Genomic DNA, 577 nt, shown 5'->3' on the forward strand with positions numbered 1-577 from the left:
TGCCCTCTGGGCTGGCTACGGCTGGCTCAGGGGGGCTCTTCACCATCATTGACAAGGAAATCATCATGAAGATTAAAGATGCGCCTCTATACGGCGACAAGACGCTTTCTGAATGGGATCAGCGCTGGGTCCCCATACCGGAATGGCAAAATGCCTATCAGGACGAGCTAAAAAATTACGTAGGCCTGTACCGCTTCCTTCAGAACGGACGGATCTTGTTGATTGGTGTTGGCACTGCTGAACATGGGGCCTTGGCAAAACGCTTGTCGGATTATCGTCGACCTAGCCCTAGCGGCAGGCGTTGTCGTTCGGGCGAGTACATCTATGACAATCGACACCTCCTCGCTGTGGAAGTGATTGTCATCGGGGCTGTCGGAGACAAGGGTGCCGTGCGCCCGCCATCAAGCTTCCGCTAAGACCGCCTCAAGTCGCAATGACTGCTGGGCGACAGGGGCTCTAACGAGGTGACGTGACCCCCGTTTCTCATCCAGCCATAACGAGAGTCCGAGTTTGATCTGAGTAGAGATTGGTTGGGTTGGCAATAGGGCGGCCTGCGCAGCCCTCAACCAGCGCAGCA

The 577-nt window shown here is 55.8% G+C and carries 1 protein-coding gene; it reads left to right on the plus strand.

Going from position 1 to position 577, the window contains the following annotated elements:
* Positions 1–416, plus strand: a 416-nt coding sequence (locus tag OB03_RS14455) for a hypothetical protein (protein ID WP_461344625.1), incomplete at its 5' end; no start/stop codon positions are given.
* Between the last annotated feature and the right edge of the window lie 161 nt (positions 417–577).

The organism is Brevundimonas sp. GN22 (genome assembly GCF_054824005.1).